The following is a 19,328-nucleotide window of genomic DNA, read 5'->3' as shown; positions in this document are numbered from 1 at the left end:
ATCATGCCCCCTTCACAAGACTGCCCGCTTTTCCTATATGGCTGTTGGAAATTCGGCTGGTGCCTTTGGCACGGGTCGTCCCCCGGACCGTCCGGGGTCCGGCGTCGTGTAGCGCGCGACGACCGGCAGTATAGGGCGGATTTCGGCGGGTTACAGGACGCTGGCAGTGCGGTTCGGACAGTCCCGGCCCGCACTTTTTTGCGTGGATGAAGTGGGGCGAATCACCCCCATTTCGTCCGCGTCGGGCTGAATTTTCGCTGCGATGCGAAAATATGCGACGAATTACTCAAGGCAGGATACGCATGGCGACCAAGGCTCTTCCCCCCATCAGCAACACCGGCGCGAAAAAGCGCATCCGCAAGGTGTTTGGCGACATCCACGAAGTGGTGCAGATGCCGAACCTGATCGAGGTTCAGCGGGAAAGCTATGAACAGTTCCTGCGGTCCGATCCGTCGATCGGCTATGTGTCCGGCCTGGAAAAGACCCTGCGCTCGGTCTTCCCGATCCGCGACTTCGCCGGCACCGCCGAAATGGACTTTGTCCATTACGAGCTGGAAGACCCCAAGTACGACGTCGAGGAATGCCGCCAGCGCGGCATCACCTATGCCGCGCCGATGCGCGTCACGCTGCGCCTGATCGTCTTTGAAGTCGACCAGGACACCGAAACCCGTTCGGTTCTGGATATCAAGGAGCAGGACGTCTACATGGGCGACATGCCCCTGATGACGGGCAACGGCACCTTCATCGTCAACGGCACCGAGCGCGTCATCGTGTCGCAGATGCACCGTTCGCCCGGCGTCCTGTTCGACCATGACCGGGGCAAGACCCATTCGTCGGGCAAATATCTGTTCGCCGCGCGCGTCATCCCCTATCGTGGGTCCTGGCTGGACTTTGAATTCGACGCCAAGGACATCGTCAACGTCCGCATCGACCGCAAGCGCAAGCTGCCGGTGACGGCGCTGCTCTTCGCGCTTGGCCTCAACAGCGAAGAAATCCTTGGTCATTTCTATAACAAGGTGACCTTCGTCCGCGGTCCGGGCGGCTGGCAGATCCCTTATACCGCCGAAGCCTGGCGCGGCCAGAAGCCCGCCTTCGACATCGTTGACGCCGCTTCGGGCGAAGTGGTGTTCGCCGCCGGTCACAAGATTTCGCCGCGCGCCGCCAACAAGGCGGAAAAGGACGGCCTGGCCACGTTGCTGATCCCGACCGATGAAGTCTATGGCCGCTACAGCGCCTATGATCTCATCAACGAGGCGACCGGCGAAATCTATATCGAGGCGGGCGACGAAGTGTCGCCGGAGAATTTGGAAAAGCTGGACAAAGCGGGCATCGACCGCCTGGAACTGCTGGACATCGACCATGTCACCACCGGCCCCTGGATCCGCAATACGCTGAAGGCCGACAAGGCCGAGGATCGCGATCAGGCGCTGTCCGACATTTATCGCGTCATGCGCCCCGGCGAACCGCCGACGCGCGAAACGGCCGAGGCGCTGTTTGCGGGCCTGTTCTTCGACCCCGAACGCTATGACCTGTCGGCCGTGGGCCGCGTGAAGCTCAACATGCGCCTTGACCTCGATTGCGAGGACACGGTGACGACGCTGCGCACCGACGACATTCTGGCCGTGGTCAAGGAACTGGTGAACCTGAAGGACGGCAAGGGCGAAATCGACGACATCGACAACCTTGGCAACCGTCGCGTCCGTTCGGTCGGCGAACTGCTGGAAAACCAGTATCGCGTCGGCCTGCTGCGCATGGAACGCGCCGTCAAGGAGCGCATGTCGAGCGTCGACGTGTCGACGGTCATGCCCAACGACCTCATCAACGCCAAGCCCGCCGTGGCCGCGGTGCGTGAGTTCTTCGGCTCCTCGCAGCTCTCGCAGTTCATGGATCAGACCAACCCGCTGTCGGAAGTCACCCACAAGCGTCGCGTCTCGGCGCTCGGGCCGGGCGGTCTGACCCGCGAGCGCGCAGGCTTTGAAGTGCGCGACGTTCACCCGACGCATTATGGCCGCATCTGCCCGATCGAAACGCCCGAAGGCCCGAACATCGGTTTGATCAACAGCCTCGCGACCTTCAGCCGCGTCAACAAATATGGCTTTATCGAAACGCCTTATCGCAAGGTGATCGACGGCAAGGTGACCGACGAGGTCGTCTATCTGTCGGCGATGGAAGAGGCCAAGCACACCATCGCGCAGGCGAACGCCGAGCTGAACGAGGACGGTTCGCTGGCCGAAGACCTGATCTCCGCGCGCGAAGCGGGCGAATTCCTGATGGCGCCCAAGGATCACATCACCCTGATGGACGTCAGCCCCAAGCAGCTGGTGTCGGTCGCGGCTTCGCTCATTCCTTTCCTGGAAAATGACGACGCCAACCGCGCGCTGATGGGATCGAACATGCAGCGTCAGGCGGTGCCGCTCGTTCGCGCCGAGGCGCCGTTCGTCGGCACCGGCATGGAAGGCACGGTGGCCCGCGATTCCGGCGCCGCCATCGCCGCCAAGCGGGCGGGTATCGTCGACCAGGTCGATGCCGCGCGTATCGTCATCCGCGTGACCGGCGACATCCTCGCCGGCCAGTCGGGCGTCGACATCTACACGCTGCAGAAGTTCCAGCGTTCCAACCAGGACACCTGCATCAACCAGCGTCCGCTGGTGAAGGTGGGCGACCTGATCGAGGCTGGCGACGTGATCGCCGACGGCCCGTCGACCGAATTCGGCGAGCTGGCGCTGGGCCGCAATACGCTGGTCGCGTTCATGCCCTGGAACGGCTACAACTATGAAGACTCCATCCTGATCTCCGAGCGGATCGTGAAGGATGACGTCTTCACCTCGATCCATATCGAGGAGTTCGAGGTCATGGCCCGCGACACCAAGCTGGGGCCGGAAGACATCACCCGCGACATTCCGAACGTCGGTGAAGAGGCGCTGCGCAACCTCGACGAGGCGGGCATCGTCTACATCGGCGCCGAAGTGGAGCCGGGCGACATCCTGGTCGGCAAGATCACCCCCAAGGGCGAATCGCCGATGACCCCGGAAGAAAAGCTGCTGCGCGCGATCTTCGGTGAAAAGGCGAGCGACGTGCGCGACACCTCGCTGCGTCTGCCGCCGGGCGTTGCCGGGACCGTCGTGGAAGTGCGCGTGTTCAACCGCCACGGCATCGACAAGGACGAACGTGCCATGGCGATCGAGCGGGAGGAAATCGACCGCCTGGCCAAAGACCGCGAGGACGAACGCGCCATCCTCAACCGCGCGACCTTCAACCGCCTGTCGGAAATGCTGCTGGGCCAGACCGCCACGGCCGCGCCGAAGGGCGTGAAGAAGGGCGTGGAGATCGACGAGGCGCTGCTCGCCGAAGTCGAACGCCATGACTGGTGGAAGTTCGCCGTTGCCGACGACAAGGTTCAGAGCGACCTGGAAGCGGTCAAGGGCCAGTATGACGAAGCCGTCAAGGCCATCGTCGAGAAGTTCGAGGACCGCGTCGACAAGTTGCAGCGCGGCGACGAGCTGCCCCCGGGCGTGCTCAAGATGGTCAAGGTGTTCGTCGCGGTGAAGCGCAAGCTGCAACCGGGCGACAAGATGGCCGGTCGCCACGGGAACAAGGGCGTCATTTCGCGGATCCTGCCCATCGAGGACATGCCGTTCCTGGAGGATGGCACCCATGTCGACATCGTGCTCAATCCGCTGGGCGTGCCGTCGCGCATGAATGTCGGCCAGATTTTCGAAACGCATCTGGGCTGGGCCGCGCGCGGCCTGGGTCAGCAGCTCAAACATGCGCTGGAGGAATGGCGTGAAGCCAATCCCGATGCGCAGGGCGGCGAGATGCCGGACGCGGTGAAGGCTCGTCTGCTCGAAACCTATGGCCCGCAATATGCCGACCAGATCGAAGGCCGCACCGCCGACCAGATCGTCGACCTGGCCGAACATCTGCAGCGCGGCGTGCCGATGGCGACGCCTGTGTTCGACGGCGCCCGCGAAGCGGACGTGTCGGCGATGCTGGAACTGGCCGGGCTGCATTCGTCGGGTCAAAGCGACCTGTATGACGGCCGCACGGGCGACAAGTTTGACCGCAAGGTGACCGTGGGCATCATTTACATGCTCAAGCTCCACCACCTGGTCGACGACAAGATCCATGCGCGTTCCATCGGGCCCTACAGCCTCGTCACCCAGCAGCCGCTGGGCGGCAAGGCGCAGTTCGGTGGCCAGCGCTTCGGGGAAATGGAAGTGTGGGCGCTCCAGGCCTATGGCGCCGCCTACACGCTCCAGGAAATGCTGACGGTGAAGTCCGACGACGTGGTCGGCCGCACCAAGGTCTATGAGGCGATCGTCAAGGGCGACGACACGTTCGAGGCCGGCATCCCTGAAAGCTTCAACGTGCTCGTCAAGGAAATGCGCTCGCTGGGCCTCAACGTCGAACTCGCCTCGCTGGACGAGATACCCGAGGAAGACGGCGGCTTCGCGGCGGCGGCGGAGTAGCCGGGGACGATGCCATCACCGTTCGTCCTGAGTAGCCATTGAGCGAAGTCGAAATGGCGTATCGAATGATCCTTCGATACGGGCCTTCGGCAAGCTCAGTCCCTACTCAGGGCGAACGGAAGAAGATTTGAACCTCAAGCCTTTGGCTTAGGAGCTGAAAATGAACGAACTGACCAACTTCGCCAATCCGATCCAGAAGCCGGAAACCTTCGACCAGATCCAGATCGGTCTGGCTTCGCCCGAGCGCATCCGTTCCTGGTCCTTCGGCGAGATCAAGAAGCCCGAAACCATCAACTATCGCACGTTCAAGCCCGAGCGTGACGGCCTGTTCTGCGCGCGCATCTTCGGTCCGATCAAGGACTATGAGTGCCTGTGCGGCAAGTACAAGCGCATGAAGTACAAGGGCATCGTCTGCGAGAAGTGCGGTGTCGAAGTCACGGTGTCGAAGGTCCGTCGCGAGCGGATGGGCCATATCGAACTGGCCGCGCCGGTCGCGCACATCTGGTTCCTGAAGTCGCTGCCCAGCCGCATCGGCCTGCTGCTCGACATGCAGTTGAAGCAGCTTGAGCGCGTCCTCTATTTCGAATCCTACATCGTCACCGAGCCGGGTCTGACCCCGCTGGAGAAGTTCCAGCTTCTGACCGAGGACGAGTTGCTCGACGCGCAGGACGAATATGGCGAGGACGCCTTCTCCGCCGGGATCGGCGCGGAAGCGGTCAAGCAGATGCTGATGGACCTCGACCTTGAAGGCGAGAAGGTCGCGCTGCTCGAAGAGCTGGCGACGACCAAGTCGGAACTCAAGCCCAAGAAGATCATCAAGCGCCTGAAGGTGGTTGAGAGCTTCCTGGAATCGGGCAACCGCCCTGAATGGATGATCCTGGACGTGGTGCCGGTCATCCCGCCGGAATTGCGTCCGCTCGTTCCGCTGGACGGCGGTCGTTTCGCGACGTCGGACCTCAACGACCTCTATCGCCGCGTCATCAACCGCAACAACCGTTTGAAGCGCCTGATGGAACTGCGCGCGCCCGACATCATCGTGCGCAACGAAAAGCGCATGTTGCAGGAGGCCGTTGACGCGCTGTTCGACAATGGCCGCCGCGGCCGCGTCATCACCGGCGCGAACAAGCGTCCCTTGAAGTCGCTGTCCGACATGCTCAAGGGCAAGCAGGGCCGTTTCCGCCAGAACCTGCTCGGCAAGCGCGTCGACTATTCGGGCCGTTCGGTCATCGTGACCGGCCCGGAACTGAAACTGCACCAGTGCGGGCTCCCGAAGAAGATGGCGCTCGAACTGTTCAAGCCGTTCATCTACGCGCGCCTCGACGCCAAGGGTCTGTCGATGACCCTGAAGCAGGCGAAGAAGTGGGTCGAGAAGGAGCGCAAGGAAGTCTGGGACATCCTGGACGAGGTGATCCGCGAGCATCCGGTGATGCTGAACCGCGCGCCGACGCTCCACCGTCTGGGCATCCAGGCGTTCGAGCCCGTCCTGATCGAAGGCAAGGCCATCCAGCTTCATCCGCTGGTCTGCTCGGCCTTCAACGCCGACTTCGACGGCGACCAGATGGCCGTGCACGTGCCGCTGAGCCTGGAGGCCCAGCTTGAAGCCCGCGTTCTGATGATGTCGACCAACAACATTCTGTCGCCCGCCAACGGCAAGCCGATCATCGTGCCGTCGCAGGACATGGTGCTGGGCATCTATTATCTGTCGATGGAGCGCGAAGGCGAGCCGGGCGAGGGCATGTTGCTGTCCGACATGCAGGAAGTGCATCAGGCGCTCTATGCCAAGGCGGTGACGCTGCATTCGAAGATCATCAGCCGCGTGCCGCAGACTGACGAGGCCGGCAAACAGTATATGAAGCGGTACGAAACCACGCCGGGTCGCATGTTGCTCGGCGAATGCCTGCCCAAGTCGCACCGCGTGCCGTTCGACGTCGTCAACCGCCTGTTGACGAAGAAGGAAATCGGCGACGTAATCGATCAGGTCTATCGCCACACCGGCCAGAAGGACACGGTGCTGTTCGCCGACGCCATCATGGCGCTGGGCTTCCGCCATGCGTTCCAGGCCGGCATTTCCTTCGGCAAGGACGACATGGTCATCCCCGACAGCAAGGTGGCGATGGTCGACGAGACCAAGGCGCTGGTCGCCGACTATGAACAGCAATATCAGGACGGCCTGATCACCCAGCAGGAAAAGTACAACAAGGTCATCGACGCCTGGTCGCGTTGCGGCGATCAGGTTGCGAACGCGATGATGGACGAAATCCGCGCCCAGCCCAAGGACGAAACCGGTCGCATGGCCCCGATCAACTCCATCTACATGATGGCGCATTCGGGCGCGCGTGGCAGCCAGGCGCAGATGAAGCAGCTCGCCGGTATGCGCGGCCTGATGGCCAAGCCCTCGGGCGAGATCATCGAAACGCCGATCATCTCGAACTTCAAGGAAGGCCTCACCGTCCTTGAATATTTCAACTCCACCCACGGCGCCCGCAAGGGTCTGGCCGACACCGCGCTCAAGACGGCGAACTCGGGTTACCTGACCCGCCGTCTGGTCGACGTCAGCCAGGACTGCACCATCGTTGAGGAAGACTGCGGCACCGACAAGGCGCTGGAGATGAAGGCGATCGTGCAGGGCGGTTCGGTCATCGCGTCGCTGGGCGAACGCATTCTGGGCCGCACCACGGCGCAAGACATCGTCGACAGCAAGGATGGCAGCATCATCGTGCCGATCGGCACGTTGCTGGACGAAGCGCTGGTGGCGAAGATCGAGGCGATCGGCACCCAGGCCGTGAAGATCCGCAGCCCCCTGATCTGCGAAAGCAAGATGGGCGTTTGCGCCAAATGCTATGGCCGTGACCTTGCGCGCGGCACGCCGGTCAACATCGGTGAAGCGGTTGGCGTTATTGCCGCCCAGTCCATCGGTGAACCGGGCACGCAGTTGACCATGCGCACCTTCCACATCGGCGGCGCCGCGAACTTCAACGAAACGTCGAACCTGGAAGCCGTCGCCGACGGGACGATGGAATTGCGTGACATGCCGACCATCACCGACAAGAACGGTCGTCGCCTGTCGCTCGCCCGTAACGGCGAAATCGCGATCATCGACGCCGAGGGCCGCGAGCGCGCGACCCATCGTCTGCCCTATGGCGCCACCATCCTGTTCGCGCATGGCGAAGCGGTCAAGCAGGGCGACCGGATTGCCGAATGGGATCCGTTCACCATGCCGGTGATCACGGAAAAGCCGGGCATCGTGAAGTATCAGGACCTGATCGACGGCAAGACGCTGACCGAACAGACCGACGAAGCGACCGGCATCGCCCAGCGCGTCGTGATTGAACATCGCGGTTCGGCCCGGTCGAAGGAGGATCTGCGTCCGCGCCTGACCCTGCTCGACGACCAGTCCGGCGAGGCCGCCCGCTACATGCTGGCGATCGGCGCGACCCTGTCGGTGGAAGATGGGGCCCAGGTCCAGGCCGGTGACGTGCTGGCGCGTGTCAGCCGCGAAGCGGCCAAGACCCGCGACATCACCGGCGGTCTGCCGCGCGTCGCCGAACTGTTCGAAGCCCGCAAGCCCAAGGACAATGCGATCATTGCCAAGGTGTCGGGCCGCGTCCAGTTCCTCAAGGATTACAAGGCGAAGCGCAAGATCGCCATCAATCCCGAAGATGGCGGCGAACCGGTCGAATATCTGATCCCCAAGAGCAAGGTGATCGACGTTCAGGAAGGCGATTATGTGAAGCGCGGCGACAACCTGATCGGTGGTTCGCCCGACCCGCACGATATTCTCGAAGTGCTCGGCATCGAGCCGCTGGCCGAATATCTGGTCGCCGAGATCCAGGAAGTCTATCGCTTGCAGGGCGTGAAGATCAACGACAAGCACATCGAGACGATCGTTCGTCAGATGTTGCAGAAGGTCGAGATCATCGTGTCCGGCGACACCACGCTGCTGGTCGGCGAACAGGTCGACCGCGAGGAAATGGACGAGATCAACGCCGCCCTGGCACCCGGCCTCCAGCCTGCCGAAGGTAAGCCGGTGCTGCTGGGCATCACCAAGGCGTCGTTGCAGACCCGTTCGTTCATCTCGGCCGCGTCCTTCCAGGAAACGACCCGCGTCCTCACCGAAGCGGCTGTTCAGGGCAAGAAGGACACGCTGGTTGGCCTGAAGGAAAATGTCATCGTCGGTCGCCTGATCCCGGCGGGTACGGGCGCGGGCATGAACCGCCTGCGCGTCGCCGCCTCGTCGCGGGACGCGGCGCTGCGGGCGGCGCTGCGCGCCTCCAACGACGTGCATCTGATCGCGCCCAAGACCGCTGCCGAAGAACATGCGGCCGAACTGGCACAGGGGCCGGAAGCGGCGATCGGCGACGATCCGCTGGGCGCCGTGCAGGGTGAGGACTTCACCACGCAGGATCTGGATTGATCCGAACGGGCAGGGCCAGCCCTGCCCGCACCGCGCACAAAAGAGGCCCGCCGGAATGCGCCCGGCGGGCCTCTTTTTGTTTGGCGATTGCGGTTCAGCCGACCATATGGGCGGCCGCCATCATCTCGTCCACCGCAATGATTTTCTCGCGCGGAGCGCCCGCGCGCGCATGTTCGCGCTCCAGCCGGTCGATATTCTGCCAATCGCGGAAAGTGACCAGATCGACGCCGCGCGCCGCCAGCAACCGATCCAGCCCGGCCCGGCCTTCCTTGCCAGAACCGCCCGGCACATCCTGCCCGATCAATTCCGCGATGCGGTAACCATCGGGCCGGTTGGCGCCGATGGTGCCGGTCGGCCCACGCCGCGCCCAGCCGACGCAGTAAAGCCCATCGCCCATACGCCCGTCCTGACTGGCGAAGCGGCCAAGCCCGGCGTCATAGGGCACCCCGGCGATTGGCGGTGTGCGATAACCGATGCAACTGACCACCAGGCTGGCCGGTTCGGCGTGGATTTCGCCCACCCCTACCGCCTGTCCGTGGGCGTCGACCTTTGTCCGCTCGAACAACACCCGCTCCACACGGCCATTGCCCTCGATCGCGATGGGGCGGGAAAAGAAGCGGAAGTCGATTTCGACCGGCGCTTCGCCACGGGGCAGGGCGGCCATGGCGCGCAGCATGTTCATCGCCTTGCGCGGTCCGGCAGCCAGCCCGCTGTCGGCCGAAACGGGCGGCAGGTCGGCACGGTCGACATGCGCCACCGCGCCCTTCAGGTCCGCAATCTCGCCCAGTTCGCGCGCTGTCATCGTCATCTGGTGCGGACCGCGACGACCGGCGATGACGATATGGGACGGCCGCTCGCGACCCAGCGCCTCCCGCGCATGGGCGGCCATGTCGCTGCCCGCCAGCTCGACCGGAGTCTTGGCCAGAACCCGCGCCACGTCGGAAGCGACATTGCCGTTGCCGATCAGCACGGCGCTGCCCGACAGGGGGGGATTGAGACCCGCCTGTTCAGGATGGCCGTTATACCAGCCAAAAAAGGCCGCACTGCCGACCACGCCGGGCAGGTCCGCGCCGGGGATGCCCAGGGGCCGATCCTGCGGCGCGCCCGTAGCGATAACCACGGCGTCATAAAGTTCCAGGATTTCAGCGACGTCGATGTCCTGTCCCACCGTCACATGGCCGACGAAGCGGACCTGATCGGTCATCGCCACTTGTTCAAAATCGCGCGCCACGCGCTTGATCGCCTGATGGTCGGGCGCGACGCCGGATCGCAACAGCCCGAAGGGCACGGGCATACGGTCGATCATGTCGATCCGGACGTCCTTGTCCCACATTCTCAAACAGGCTTCAGCCGTGTAGTAACCGGCCGGACCCGATCCCACGATCGCGATATGTCGCATCCTCTGCCTCCACTTTCGGGGCGCCTATCATGGCAATCTTTTGCCTTGTTGCGCCATGCTATGCTCATCCAGAACGGATGCAAGACCTTCGTCGTTCCTGTGCCGGTAAGGATATTTCAAATTTTTGGCGGCATGTCGGAATACATGTCCCCGCTTCGCGCCCATATTGTTGAAGATACACCCCGTTCCACGGGATTGATGGCTCTTTTGGGACTTGCCGATGGGGGCGTGGAGGTCGCCACGAGCTGGATCACCGACGCGCTGCGCGGGATCGCCATGGTGTGGCCGATGGTCCTGATCGTCAAATTGTGCATCAGTCTGATGCTCGGGGCGTCCGCGGCGCTGACCCAGACGACGGGCATCGCCATCGCCATCGCGTTGCTGATGATCGACGGGGCCATCATGCTGTTGCCGCGCCTGGCTCTGTTCCGCCATATGCTGCCCCATGTGCAGATGCGCGCCATCCTGCCGCTGATGCTGTTGTCGGGCGCCAGCTTTGGCCTGTGGATCAACAGTTTGCCGATCGAAACCAGCCGCCATGCGCTCTATGTGCTGGCGCCGGAAATGGCCGTTGCGTTGCTGGCCGCCTGTATATTGGGGGATCGCCGGGTTCTGACGCTGGCCTATTGCGTCGGCGCGCTGTTGGTTTCGAGCTATTATTCGCCGACCGCGACTCAACTGAGCTTGCTGGTCAGCACCGCATTGGTCATCGGCATCGCCACCGTCCGCCAGGTCGGAACGGATCGCAGGCGCGCCGTGGAGCAGCATAGCCATGAACTGCGCAGCATGCGGTCCGACCGGTTGCTGCACGAATATGAAAAGTCGGGGCGGGGCTGGTTCTGGGAAACCGATCGCAACGGCTGCCTGATTTACCTGTCCGACACGTTGATCGCCTCGCTGGGCATCAGGGCGGATGAGGTGATCGGGCGGCCGATTACCGAGATCGTTCTGTCCGGCGACAAGCGGCAAGGTGATGGCGAACGCACATTGGGCTTTCACCTGTCGGCCCGCACCGCCTTTGCCGACATCGCCGTGCGCGCGGCCCTGTCGCAAGAGGAACGCTGGTGGTCGATATCGGGCCAGCCGGTGTTCAACGATTATGGCCAGTTTTACGGCTTTCGCGGCAACGGCACCGACCTGACCGAAATGCGCCGCAGCCAGGCGGAAGTGACGCGGCTCGCGCAATATGACTCGCTGACCGGCCTTGCCAACCGCGTCCACATGCTGCGTTCGCTGGAACAGGCGGTGGCGGGGTCGCGCGGTCAGCCGGGCGAATGCGTCCTGATGATGCTCGACCTTGACCGATTCAAGACGGTGAACGACACATTGGGCCATCCGGCGGGCGACGCGCTGTTGCGCCAGGTCAGCCAGCGTCTGCAGCGCGTGGTGGGCGACAAGGGGCTGGTGGGCCGTCAGGGCGGCGACGAGTTCAAGATCATCTTGCCAGGTCACCACGAAAACGGCTTCTTGAGCGAGTTGGCGCAGACCATCATATCCAATGTGTCCCAGCCCTACACGATCGAGGGCAACCCGGTAGTCATCGGCGTGTCGATCGGCATTTCCTGCTGCCCGCGCGATGGCGTGACGTCGGACGCCCTGATCCGCAACGCCGACCTTGCGCTCTACGCTGCCAAGGGTGACGGGCGCGGCGTCCATCGCTTTTACTCGCCCGAAATGCACGCAGACGCCGAAGATCGGCGTCAGTTGGAAGAGGATCTGCGCCACGCGCTGGCGGCGGGCGGCCTGCACCTTGTCTATCAGCCGGTGGTCAGCTCACGCACCGAAAAGGTCACGGGTTATGAGGTGCTGTTGCGCTGGACCCATCCCGTGCGCGGCCCGATTTCGCCTGCGTTGTTCATCCCGATCGCGGAGGATGGCGGCCTGATCGCCCAGATCGGCGAGTGGGTGATGCGGACCGCCTGCCGCGACGCCGCCCAATGGGTGGAGGATGTTCGCGTGGCGGTGAACGTATCGCCGATCCAGTTCGCCAATCAGGCATTCCCGTCGATGGTAATGAGCGCCCTTGCCGGCGCCCAGCTTGCGCCCGAGCGGCTGGAACTGGAAATTACCGAAAGCGTGTTCCTGAACGACGGCGCTGATACCGACGCCATGTTCACCAAACTCAAGGCGCTGGGCGTCCGTCTGGCCCTTGATGATTTCGGCACCGGCTATTCCTCGCTCGGCTATCTGAAGAAGGCGCCGTTCGACAAGATCAAGATCGACCAGAGCTTCGTGCGCGGCGCCGCGATCAAGGGCAGCCGCAACAGCGCGATCATCAAGGCGATCGTCAGCCTCGCCGAAGCGCTGGGCATGGACACGACCGCCGAGGGCGCGGAGACGCGCGACGAACTCGACCTGATCCGGCAGTTGGGATGCAGCCATATCCAGGGCTATATCTATGGCCGTCCAATGGTCGCGGCGGATGTGCTGGCAAGGCAGCGTTCGGTCGGTGTCATGGCGCAGGCCGAAGGTTTCAAGTCCAGCCGACCGGAACGCAAGACCATGTTGCGTAGCATCGCCGTGTTGCACGACGGTCATGTGTATCATGGCAAGGTTCGCAACATTTCCGCCACCGGCGCCCTGATCGAGGGGCTGTGGAATGTGCCCGTCGACACGATGTTCTCGATGGAACTGACCGACGGCCTGACCGTGAACGCGCGGGCGCGCTGGTCGCGCGACGATCGCATGGGCGTGGAGTTCATCAGCCCCATCGACCTGTCGCGTCTGCGCGGCCATGCGGCGGCGCCCAGGGCCATCGCTTCCTGATCCAAAACGGGAGTGCAGACATCCGCCGCCGTCTGCGGCGAGGCCCGGCCGTCGCACAAATTTGTGATGAAATGACAAAAGCCCGGTTCCGCCAGTCGGAACCGGGTTTTGCCCTGCCCTTGCGGGAGCGATGGGATCAGGCGGCGATGGCGACCGGTTCGACCGCGGTCAGGCGGCGACCGACTTCCTTCACCAGCGCGATAAAGCGGCCGGCCTCCCGCGCGATCATCGCCTTGTTGAAACAAGCCGCCGCGCCGCGATCCATCGCTTCGGCGACGATTGGCGCGCCGTCGCGCATCAGGCTGGACAGCATGATGACCGGGCAGGGATCGATGGCCATGATGTCGTCCAATATGGCCATGCCGTCCTTGCCGGGCATGGCGATGTCCAGCGTCACCACATCGGGCTTGTGCAGTTTGACGAGGTCGATGGCCTCTTCGCCATTGCGGGCGATGCCCACCACTTCCACGCGCCGGTCGCGCTCCAGCAATGTTTCGATCATCGCGCGAATGGTGAGCGAATCGTCCACCACCACGATCCTGATGGGCTTCATCTTGTGCCTCCTTCTGGACAGGTAACTGAGATGGATAACGGCCGCGAAACGATAAGCTTTAGGCGTGGCTAACAGCGATTTAACCACGCATGCCGGAGCGGCTTGAAACGGCGGCCGCACGGGTCCAGACCAGCGGCATGACCGACACGCTCCGCACCCTCTATCCGCCCACCGAACCTTTTGCCCACGGCCATCTGGACGTGGGCGACGGGCACCATGTCTATTGGGAACGGGCGCGCGCGCGGGGTGCGAAACCGGCGATATTCCTGCATGGCGGGCCGGGCGGGGGCTGTTCGCCCGATCATCGTCGCCTGTTCGATCCGGCGCGTTACGACGTGCTGCTGTTCGACCAGCGCGGTTGCGGGCGCTCGACCCCGCATGCCAGCCTCGACGCCAACACCACCTAGCATCTGGTGGCGGACATGGAGAGATTGCGGACGATGATGGGCGTCGACCAGTGGCTGGTCCTTGGCGGCAGCTGGGGATCGACGCTGGCGCTGGCCTATGCCCAGGCGCATCGCGACCGCGTCAGCGCGCTGGTGCTGCGCGGCATTTTCACCGTCCGCAAACAGGAAATCGACTGGTATTATCAGCATGGCGCGAGCCGCATCTATCCCGACAAATGGGAGCATTTTGTCGCGCCCATTCCCCAGGGCGAGCGCGGCGACATGGTCGCCGCCTATCGCCGCATCCTGACCGGGGACGACCGCGCGCAACAAATTGCGGCGGCGCGGGCATGGAGCCTGTGGGAGGGGGAAACGATCCGCCTGCTGCCCGACCCGGCGCTGTCGGCGGCCCATGACGCGGATGATTTTGCGCTCGCCTTCGCCCGGATCGAAAATCATTATTTCGTCCATGGCGGCTGGATGGAGGATGGCCAGCTCATCCGTGACGCGGGGTTGCTGCGCGATATTCCCGGGGTCATCGTTCAGGGTCGTTACGACATGGCCTGTCCGGCCGAAACCGCCTGGGATTTGCACCGGGCCTGGCCGGAGGCGCGGTTCGAGATGGTGGAGGGCGCTGGCCATGCCTATAATGAACCGGGCATATTGGACGCGCTGATCCGCGCGACCGATGGCTTTGCGGCGCAGGATTGAAGGCAGGGGGGACCATGGTGCGTTTGAGCGGAACGGGTGTGATGGGCGTGGGGCTGCTGATGCTCGTCACTGTGTCGGGCGTGTTGTTCGGTTGTCCATCCTATCATGTCTATAGCCAGGAACAGGCCGGGCGCGCGGCGCTGGCCGAGGCGCAGTCGTCGCGCCAGATCGCTGTGCTGGAGGCGCGGGCCAAGCTGGAGAGCGCCAAGATGCTGGCCGACGCGGAAGTGGTTCGTGCCGAAGGGGCGGCGCGCGCCAACCGGATATTGCAGGACAGCCTTGGCGGGCCGGAAGGCTATCTGCGCTATCTTCAGATACAAGCGGTCGACCAGAAGGAGGCGTCGCTGATCTATGTGCCGACCGAGGGCGGGCTGCCGCTGCTCGAAAGTTCGCGGCTGGCGCCCCGGCCGTCGGGTGGGGAATGATCCCTATTCCTTCACGAATTTATAGACGAAACGGTCGGTCTTGCCGCGAATGGCGGGATCGAACACCAGTTTCGCATGATCGTCGGCCGGATTGGCGAGCATGTCGCTGGTCGCGACCAGAGTGAACCCCGCGCGCTCGAAATCGGCCTTCACCACCTTAGGGTCGATGCGGTGGACGCTGTCGACCGTGGCGCGGGTGTCGCCGGGCAGGCCGACATGGTCGATGATGCCGACCACGCCGCCCTTCTTCGTTGCCTTGTAAAGCGCGGTAAGGAAGGCGTCGGGATCTGTGCGGGGAATTTTATATTTTTCCGACTGCCAGTAGAGGTCGTGATAGGACAGGTTGATGATGGCGAAATCCAGGCTGTCGGGCGTGGCGGCGAAGGCTTCGAACGGGTAGCGTTTCCATTCGACCGATGGCACGCGCGCGACCAGCGCGTCCCATATTTTCAGCTCGTCCGGCGTCGCATAAAATTGTTGCGGTTCATAGCCGGTGACCTTGCCGGCCGGCCCGACGATCGGGGCCATGATTTCCGCCCAATAGCCCGATCCGGTCATGATGTCGCCGGCCTTGTCCCCCGCTTTCAATCCCAGGAAGGCGAGGACTTCGGCGGGCTTGCGGCTCTCGTCCAGCGCGCGCGCATCCGCCGGGCGCGACGGACTGGCCACGGCGGCGGCGAAGTCGGCGGGGGTCTGCGCCTGCGCCGCCAGGGGCAGTGCGGCCGCGAGGGCAAGGGCAGGGAACAGGCCGGTCAGCATGGGGCGCATGAGCGTTTTCTCCGGGTCGGAAAGACGCCGCGATGCTGCGCCTGGTGCGCGGCGACGGCAAGGACGCGAGCCGTCGTCGGTCGACCGTCATGGCGCCTTTGTCGAACATCGTGGTCTGCGCGCTGTTTCTTATGGCCATCCGAACCCCTATATGCGGTGCGAAGTCGGAATGAGTGCGGGGTGGACATGCGGAATAGATGGATGCTGGTGGCGTTGCTGGGCCTTGCCGCCTGTGGCGAGACGAATGGCGATGTCACCGCAGTCGACAGCCAGGCGCCCGAAGCCGGCGCTGCGCTGGCCGTGGCGAAGCTGGACGATGCGACCCGCAATGGCGTATTCGAAAAGGCGATCCGCGCGTCCGGCATGGCCTGCCCCGCCGTCACCGCCTCCACCCGCGCCGAAGTGCGCCACGGCGTGAAGGGCTGGAAAGCCCAGTGCAACAACGACACCGCCCACCTGATCGAGATATTGCCCGACGGCACGGCGAAGGTGACGAGCCGGCGCTATTGAGGCGCGGTCAGGCGGCGCGCGGGACGATCCGCTCCAGTTCGCCGTTCAAGGCCCGCTTTGCTTCCAGCAGTTCATAATCGATCTGAAGCCCGAGGAAAAAACCCTCCGACATCTGAAAATAGCGCGCCAGCCGCAAATCCATGTCGCCGTCCATCGCCAGTTCGCCGTCGATCACAGCTTGAATGCGCTCCACCGGCAGGCCAATGGCCGTCGCCAGTTCCTGCGCCGTCATGCCCAGCGGTTCCATGAACTCCAGCCACAGCATTTCACCGGCATGGGCGTTGTGCAGCCAATCGGGGTCAGTCGTAGTGATTGGTGATTTCGACATTGTGCGCGTGTCCATCTTTCCAGACGAAGCATATACGCCATTGCATGTTGATGGAAATTGAATGTTGCCCCGCCCGGTCATCCTTCAAGGCATGGAGCCGGTTACCGGGCGGATTGCGAAGATCATCCAGCGTCCGCGCGCGATGGAGCATCTTCAACCGGTTGAGGGCACGATCCTGCATATCCTGCGCATATTTCCGACTCCGCTGGCCCAGCCAGATTTTCTCGGTTTCGGGATCGGCGAAGGAGCGGATCATGGTGGATAGTTCCTGAAAGGCGATGATTTAACCTGTCGCGACATGCGTCAGATTTAAATTCTTCATTGCCGTCCGTCGATGGACACCACAACGTCGCGTTCGGGTAGCATCGGCCCTTACCCGCGCATTTTCCGAGTCACCTTCCCAAAGCGCCCTTTCCGGGTCCCCGGCTTGCCCTCGGTCGCTCGCCCCCTCGGAGCCGCCACCTGCTGCTCCACCGGCAACCCCAGTTCTTCCGCCTCCAGTTTCCGGATTTCGTCCCTGATCCGTCCTGCTTCCTCGAATTCCAGGTCGGCGGCGGCGGCGCGCATTTTCTTTTCCAGATCCTCGATATAGGCGCGCAGATTGTGGCCCACCAAATGGGGTCTGTCCTCCAGCCCGGTTTCCACCGTGACCTGATCCTTGCTCGCCACATGGGCGATGATGTCGCCGATGTTGCGCTTGATCGTGGTCGGCGTGATGCCATGTTCCAGATTATAGGCCTGCTGCTTTTCGCGGCGGCGCGATGTTTCATTGAGCGCCCGCTCCATGCTGCCGGTGATGCGATCGGCATAGAGGATCACCCGCCCGTCGACATTGCGCGCGGCGCGGCCGATGGTCTGGATCAGCGAGGTTTCGGAGCGCAAAAAGCCCTCCTTGTCCGCGTCGAGGATCGCCACCAGCCCGCATTCGGGAATGTCCAGCCCCTCGCGCAGCAGATTGATGCCGATCAGCACGTCATAGACGCCGAGCCGCAAGTCGCGGATCAGCTCGATGCGCTCCAGCGTCTCGACGTCGCTGTGCATGTAACGGACCTTGATGCCTGCCTCATGCATGAATTCGGTGAGGTCTTCTGCCATCCGCTTGGTCAGCGTGGTGACGAGCGTGCGATAACCCTGCGCCGCGACCTTGCGGCATTCGTTGATGAGGTCGTCGACCTGATCCTCCACCGGCTTGATCTCGACCGGCGGGTCGATGAGGCCGGTGGGGCGGATCACCTGTTCGGAAAACACGCCGCCAGTCTGCTCCATCTCCCAGGGGCCGGGCGTGGCCGACACGCTGACCGTCTGCGGCCGCATCGCGTCCCATTCGTTGAAGCGCAGCGGGCGGTTGTCGATGCAGCTGGGCAGGCGGAAGCCATATTCGGCGAGCGTGATCTTGCGCCGGTGGTCGCCGCGCGCCATCGCGCCGATCTGCGGCACGGTCTGGTGGCTTTCGTCGACGAAGAGCACAGCATTTTCGGGCAGATATTCGAACAGCGTTGGCGGTGGTTCGCCGGGCAGGCGGCCGGTCAGGAAGCGGGAATAATTCTCGATCCCCGCGCAACTGCCCGTCGCCGCGATCATCTCCAGGTCGAAATGGGTGCGCTGTTCCAGCCGCTGCGCCTCCAGCAGCTTGCCCTCCGCCACCAGTTCCTTCAATCGCTCGGCCAATTCGAAGCGGATCGCCTCCATCGCCTGTTTCAGCGTCGGGCCGGGGGTGACATGGTGGCTGTTGGGAAAGACCTTCACATAATCGAGCGAAGCGACCTTCCTGCCCGACAGCGGATCGAATTCAACAATATCCTCGATCTCGTCGCCGAAAAAGCTGACGCGCCAGGCCGTGTCTTCATAGTGCGACGGGAAGATTTCCAGATTGTCGCCCTTCACCCGGAAATTGCCGCGCGCGAAGCCTGCGTCGTTGCGCTTGTACTGGAGCGCCACCAGCTTGCGGATGATCTCCCGCTGGTCCTCGATCCCGCCTTTTTTCATGGAAAAGGTCATGGCCGAATAGGTCTCGACCGAGCCGATGCCATAGAGGCAGGAGACGGACGCTACGATGATGACGTCGTCCCGCTCCAGCAGCGCGCGGGTCGCCGAATGGCGCATCCGGTCGATGCTCTCGTTTACCGAGCTTTCCTTTTCGATATAGGTGTCGGACCGCGGCACATAGGCCTCGGGCTGGTAATAGTCATAATAGCTGACGAAATATTCGACTGCGTTTTCGGGGAAGAAGCTCTTGAACTCCCCGTAAAGCTGGGCCGCGAGAATCTTGTTGGGGGCGAGGATCAACGCGGGGCGCTGCAACGCCTCGATCACCTTGGCCATGGTGAAGGTCTTGCCCGAGCCGGTGACGCCGAGCAGCACCTGATCCTTCTCGCCCTCGTTCGCGGCAGCCACCAGTTCGGCGATTGCGGTCGGCTGGTCGCCTGAGGGTTCATATTCGCTGACCAGCGTGAAGGGTCGTCCCCCTTCCGTCTTTTCCGGCCGCGCCGGGCGATGCGGCACGAAGCCTTCGCCGGTTTCCGGTTCGTCGAGCGTGGTGCGAATCTGGATGGACATGGGCGCAATATGGGGGTTGTGAACCGCAGCGCAATCCATGTCG

General features: G+C 63.3%; 12 protein-coding genes and 1 pseudogene. 7 read left to right on the top strand and 6 right to left on the bottom strand.

Features of this window, described 5'->3' with window-relative positions; genetic code table 11:
* Positions 1–302: 302 nt before the first annotated feature.
* Together rpoB and rpoC are read left to right on the top strand one after the other, a co-directional pair.
* Positions 303–4,469, top strand: a complete 4,167-nt coding sequence (rpoB, locus tag GGR44_RS07340; RefSeq protein WP_183954940.1) for a DNA-directed RNA polymerase subunit beta — start codon at positions 303–305, stop codon at positions 4,467–4,469.
* Positions 4,470–4,629: 160 nt separating this feature from the next.
* A complete protein-coding gene (gene rpoC / locus GGR44_RS07335) occupies positions 4,630–8,883 on the top strand; it encodes a DNA-directed RNA polymerase subunit beta' (protein WP_183954939.1) in 4,254 nt (1,417 codons plus the stop codon).
* A 94-nt stretch (positions 8,884–8,977) separates the two neighbouring features.
* On the opposite strand, the gene GGR44_RS07330 is transcribed toward rpoC, so the two are convergent.
* The gene (locus GGR44_RS07330) at positions 8,978–10,282 is read right to left on the bottom strand and encodes an FAD-dependent oxidoreductase (protein WP_183954938.1); all 1,305 of its coding nucleotides are present in this window, start codon (positions 10,280–10,282) and stop codon (positions 8,978–8,980) included.
* 198 nt (positions 10,283–10,480) lie between these two features.
* Here GGR44_RS07330 and GGR44_RS07325 point away from each other — a divergent pair, with 198 nt between their 5' ends.
* Positions 10,481–13,048 carry an EAL domain-containing protein gene (locus GGR44_RS07325; RefSeq protein ID WP_246344370.1) on the top strand — a complete coding sequence of 856 codons (2,568 nt, stop codon included), beginning with the start codon at positions 10,481–10,483 and terminating at the stop codon, positions 13,046–13,048.
* 136 nt (positions 13,049–13,184) lie between these two features.
* Here the strand turns inward: GGR44_RS07325 and GGR44_RS07320 are convergent, their stop codons facing one another.
* Complete coding sequence (locus GGR44_RS07320; protein ID WP_183954936.1) at positions 13,185–13,601, bottom strand: response regulator; 417 nt, start codon at positions 13,599–13,601, stop codon at positions 13,185–13,187.
* Positions 13,602–13,738: 137 nt separating this feature from the next.
* Between GGR44_RS07320 and pip the strand changes: the two are divergent.
* Both pip and GGR44_RS07310 read left to right on the top strand, forming a co-directional pair.
* Positions 13,739–14,698: pseudogene (gene pip, locus GGR44_RS07315) on the top strand (prolyl aminopeptidase).
* Between the two features lie 14 nt (positions 14,699–14,712).
* A complete protein-coding gene (locus GGR44_RS07310) occupies positions 14,713–15,123 on the top strand; it encodes an SPFH domain-containing protein (protein ID WP_183954935.1) in 411 nt (136 codons plus the stop codon).
* 3 nt (positions 15,124–15,126) lie between these two features.
* On the opposite strand, the gene GGR44_RS07305 is transcribed toward GGR44_RS07310, so the two are convergent.
* Positions 15,127–15,891 (bottom strand): class I SAM-dependent methyltransferase, encoded by a 765-nt coding sequence (locus GGR44_RS07305; protein ID WP_183954934.1) that lies wholly within the window; start codon positions 15,889–15,891, stop codon positions 15,127–15,129.
* Positions 15,892–15,923: 32 nt separating this feature from the next.
* On the opposite strand from GGR44_RS07305, the gene GGR44_RS07300 reads away from it, so the two are divergent.
* Together GGR44_RS07300 and GGR44_RS07295 are read left to right on the top strand one after the other, a co-directional pair.
* Positions 15,924–16,064 carry a hypothetical protein gene (locus GGR44_RS07300; RefSeq protein WP_183954933.1) on the top strand — a complete coding sequence of 47 codons (141 nt, stop codon included), beginning with the start codon at positions 15,924–15,926 and terminating at the stop codon, positions 16,062–16,064.
* A 13-nt stretch (positions 16,065–16,077) separates the two neighbouring features.
* Positions 16,078–16,401, top strand: a complete 324-nt coding sequence (locus GGR44_RS07295) for a hypothetical protein (RefSeq protein WP_183954932.1) — start codon at positions 16,078–16,080, stop codon at positions 16,399–16,401.
* 7 nt (positions 16,402–16,408) lie between these two features.
* Here the strand turns inward: GGR44_RS07295 and GGR44_RS07290 are convergent, their stop codons facing one another.
* The 3 genes from GGR44_RS07290 to uvrB form a co-directional block, all read right to left on the bottom strand.
* A complete protein-coding gene (locus tag GGR44_RS07290; RefSeq protein ID WP_183954931.1) occupies positions 16,409–16,729 on the bottom strand; it encodes a HigA family addiction module antitoxin in 321 nt (106 codons plus the stop codon).
* Positions 16,701–16,985, bottom strand: coding sequence for a type II toxin-antitoxin system RelE/ParE family toxin (locus GGR44_RS07285; RefSeq protein WP_183954930.1), 285 nt, complete (start codon positions 16,983–16,985; stop codon positions 16,701–16,703). Before GGR44_RS07285 ends, GGR44_RS07290 begins: the two co-directional genes overlap by 29 nt.
* 116 nt (positions 16,986–17,101) lie before the next feature.
* On the bottom strand, positions 17,102–19,285 hold the full coding sequence (gene uvrB, locus GGR44_RS07280; protein WP_183954929.1) for an excinuclease ABC subunit UvrB: 2,184 nt from the start codon (positions 19,283–19,285) through the stop codon (positions 17,102–17,104).
* Positions 19,286–19,328: the final 43 nt, after the last annotated feature.

This window comes from Sphingobium fontiphilum (assembly GCF_014196635.1).
In the GTDB taxonomy this organism is placed as follows: domain Bacteria; phylum Pseudomonadota; class Alphaproteobacteria; order Sphingomonadales; family Sphingomonadaceae; genus Sphingobium; species Sphingobium fontiphilum.
The sequence above is the reverse complement of the archived record's forward strand: the minus strand, read 5'-3'. Positions and strand labels throughout refer to the sequence as shown.